The 3,481-nt window shown below is 37.3% G+C and carries 1 protein-coding gene and 1 pseudogene; one reads left to right on the top strand and one right to left on the bottom strand.

Features of this window, described 5'->3' with window-relative positions; translation table 11 throughout:
* Positions 1 to 105, bottom strand: a pseudogene (locus tag F6K54_RS41990) (allophycocyanin subunit beta); the annotation flags it as partial.
* A 1,010-nt stretch (positions 106 to 1,115) separates the two neighbouring features.
* On the opposite strand from F6K54_RS41990, the gene glnA reads away from it, so the two are divergent.
* A complete protein-coding gene (gene glnA / locus F6K54_RS41985) occupies positions 1,116 to 2,537 on the top strand; it encodes a type I glutamate--ammonia ligase (RefSeq protein WP_293090420.1) in 1,422 nt (473 codons plus the stop codon).
* The last annotated feature ends 944 nt before the right edge of the window (positions 2,538 to 3,481 follow it).

The following is a 3,481-nucleotide window of genomic DNA, read 5'->3' as shown; positions in this document are numbered from 1 at the left end:
AGTACCCGTTTCAAAATAAGATTTTAATCGATCAACAGCATCCCGGTCCAAATAACGACCTTTAGCATCGTAATTATCTATTAAGCTAGTTATAGTGTCCCGCATATAATTATTCTCCCAACAATTTCTTAAACTTTCTATATTAGCCTACTTTGACATCCTTCCGACGTTGCGCTTACGCGAAAACGTGGAATTTCCTAACATCACTGATAGGGATTTTCTGCTTCATAGCACCCGCCTCCAAGGTCTTCCCCTCTTTTCGGTCTTACAGTCGCTCCACAGACTGACACTGCTAGCCCAGCAGCCTTATTCTAATTAAGAGTACTATGCTATGGCAAAAACCACAAGATTGATTGGTTTTTCCAGGGTCATGCTGTGAACCTACATTCCGCACGACAAAATGTAGCATAAAAATATAAGTCAAAAGTAATAAGTCAAAAGTAACAAGTAAGAAGTAAATTGTAGTGGTCAATAGAAGTTAACAATTTAGTAAGTATTTATGGTTAATATTTTCCTGAAAATTTGATGAATGAGAAAGTTAAATAAAGATAATTCTTACAGTATAAATACTTACTAGGCTACCAAATTCTTATAATACTCTAGTGTTACAACTTGACGTGCGGAACGTGGGTGCGAAACATCCCGACGATCTCTTCCAGGAGAGGGCGGGTCTTCAACCAACGTTGAGATAAATTGACGGGTGCATCTCAATTTTGAATAAAGCCAAAATTTTTTGGCTTTTAGGCAACAGCTCATCTGGCAACAGGCAACAGGGAATATATAGGAAAAAAGTATTTTTGCAAATATGAGATGTACCCAAATTGACACCTAGTGTCGCTACGCGGAAGTCAAAAGTTAAAGGTATTGATTTGTAGTTCTTTTAGGATTTTTTAACTGGTTAGTTATTTCTGCCATCCTGCACTAGGAGAATTATTTGATTAAGGCAAGATTTTTTGTGTCTAAAGTTACAAAAACTCAAGGATTTTCATTCTTATTATCGACTGAATGTATTCTGATTAGAACTTTGTTAAGAAAGCCAAAATTTAAGACTGATGTATTTATTCTGATTAAAGCTATTCTTTTTGAAAGCCAAAATTTCAAACTTAGGAGCTAATATGGCACAAACAGCCCAAGATGTATTGAACTGGATTAACAATGATGATATTCAAGTTATTGATTTGAAATTCATTGACCTACCTGGTATCTGGCAACATTTAACAGTTCACAGAAGTCAAATTGATGAAAGCTCCTTTACAGATGGAGTTGCCTTCGACGGTTCTAGTATCCGTGGTTGGAAAAATATTAACGAGTCAGACATGATGATGGTACTAGATCCAACCACTGCTTGGATTGACCCTTTTATGGCTGAACCAACATTAAGTGTTACTTGTAGTATTAAAGAGCCTCGAACTGGTGAATGGTATAGCCGTTGCCCCAGAGTCATATCTCAGAAAGCAGTTGATTATTTAAGATCGACAGGTCTTGGGGATACTGCCTTCTTTGGTCCAGAAGCTGAATTCTTTGTATTTGAAGATGCTCGGTTTGACCAAACAGAAAATAAAGCTTATTACTATGTAGATAGTATAGAAGGTCGTTGGAATTCTGGTAGTGAAGAACCAGGTGGTAATAAAGCCTATAAACCTCGTTACAAAGAAGGTTATTTTCCTGTATCTCCCACCGATACAATGCAGGATTTGCGGACAGAAATGTTGTTAACAATGGCCAAGTGTGGGGTTCCCATTGAAAAGCATCACCACGAAGTTGCTACAGGTGGTCAGAATGAATTGGGTTTTCAGTTTGGCACATTGGTAGAAGCTGCAGACAACTTGATGATTTATAAGTATGTCATCAAGAATGTGGGCAAAAAACATGGCAAAACTATTACTTTCATGCCTAAGCCTATATTTAACGATAATGGTTCGGGTATGCACTGTCACCAGTCAATCTGGAAAGATGGACAACCTCTATTCTGGGGTGATGGTTATGCCAACTTGAGTAAGATGGCGCTTAATTACATTGGTGGTATCCTCAAGCACGCTCCGGCAATCTTGGCATTCTCTAATCCTTCCACTAATTCTTATAAGCGATTGGTTCCTGGATTTGAAGCTCCAGTAAACTTAGCTTATTCTCAAGGTAACCGCTCTGCTTCTGTTCGGATTCCTTTAAGTGGTACAAATCCCAAGGCGAAGCGACTAGAGTTCCGTTGTCCTGATGCTAGTTGTAATCCCTATTTGGCTTTTGCTGCGATGCTTTGTGCTGGTATTGATGGGATTAAGAATGAAATTGACCCTGGTGCATCTTTGGATGTGGATATTTATGACCTCAGTCCTGAAGAGTTAAGTAAGATTCCTTCTACTCCTGGGTCTTTAGAGGGTGCTTTGGAAGCTTTAGAAAAAGACCATGAGTTCTTAACTACTGGTGGGGTATTTACAGAGGACTTGATTCAAACTTGGATTGAGTACAAGTTGGATAATGAGGTTAACCCCATGCGTCTACGTCCTCATCCTTATGAGTTTTCTCTCTACTACGATTGCTAAATCAATAAATTAAGTAGGGTTTGCTGAATAAGTCTTTTAGCATTAGATAGGAGTTAGGAGTTAAGAGGACTGAGTTATGAAGAATGTGGAATTTGGAGGAGATAATCGGATATTTTATCCCTTGATTTTTCTGCAATTATTTTGCCTTTTATCTTAACTTTTTGGTCGCTCAAGCTTAAAAAGTTGCACTTTTTTTCGGTGTAAAAAAGCTAAAACTTTATACCTGTCAATGTTTTTAGATTTGCTCGGTAAGCCTTAAGTAGAACTCAGAAGTCAGTAGGAAAGAAGTTTTTTTCAAAGCTTGAGGAATGAGCATTTTATTACTTAAATAATTTAGACAGGCTAATTTTGCATCTATTTAAGCTTTGCTGCTTCATAAAACAATAGTGACTTAGTTCTTATAGCCTCCTTTTATGGGGGCTATTTTTGTTTGAAGCAACAATATAGCAATATGATTTGAGTTGTGAGATATTGGAAACTTTTAGGGAACACCGGAGCTGGGAATAGGGAATAGAGAAGAAGAAAAAAACGTATTATATGAATATAATAATTGCCATATTCTATACTTTTAAGGAATACTTCAATTCTCACAACTGATTCCTGATTGCTATATATATACTAGGTATAGCACTACACATTAAGGTGTTTAACATTCCTCTTTTGCCTGTTGCCTTTTCCTAACAGAATGCTGCGCAAACAATTCATAAAATGCCAATATAGTGTTTTTATTTGAAATGTGGAAACCAAGTGCTATGAAAAAGGGAATAGGGAACAGGGAATAGGGAATAGCAAAGGGGAAAACAGAACTAAATAGGGCTTGCTGATTAAATATCACGCGTCTTGACTTGTATTGGTTTTACCCTTTTCAGGTACTAAGGGAGTACCAGCTTTTAGGTGGTAATGGTTCAAAAATCTAAGATTTTCGGCATTTCGAGGGGTAGAAA

This window comes from Okeania sp. SIO3B5, from assembly GCF_010692555.1.
GTDB lineage: Bacteria > Cyanobacteriota > Cyanobacteriia > Cyanobacteriales > Microcoleaceae > Okeania.
This window is presented reverse-complemented; position numbering and strand designations above follow the sequence as displayed.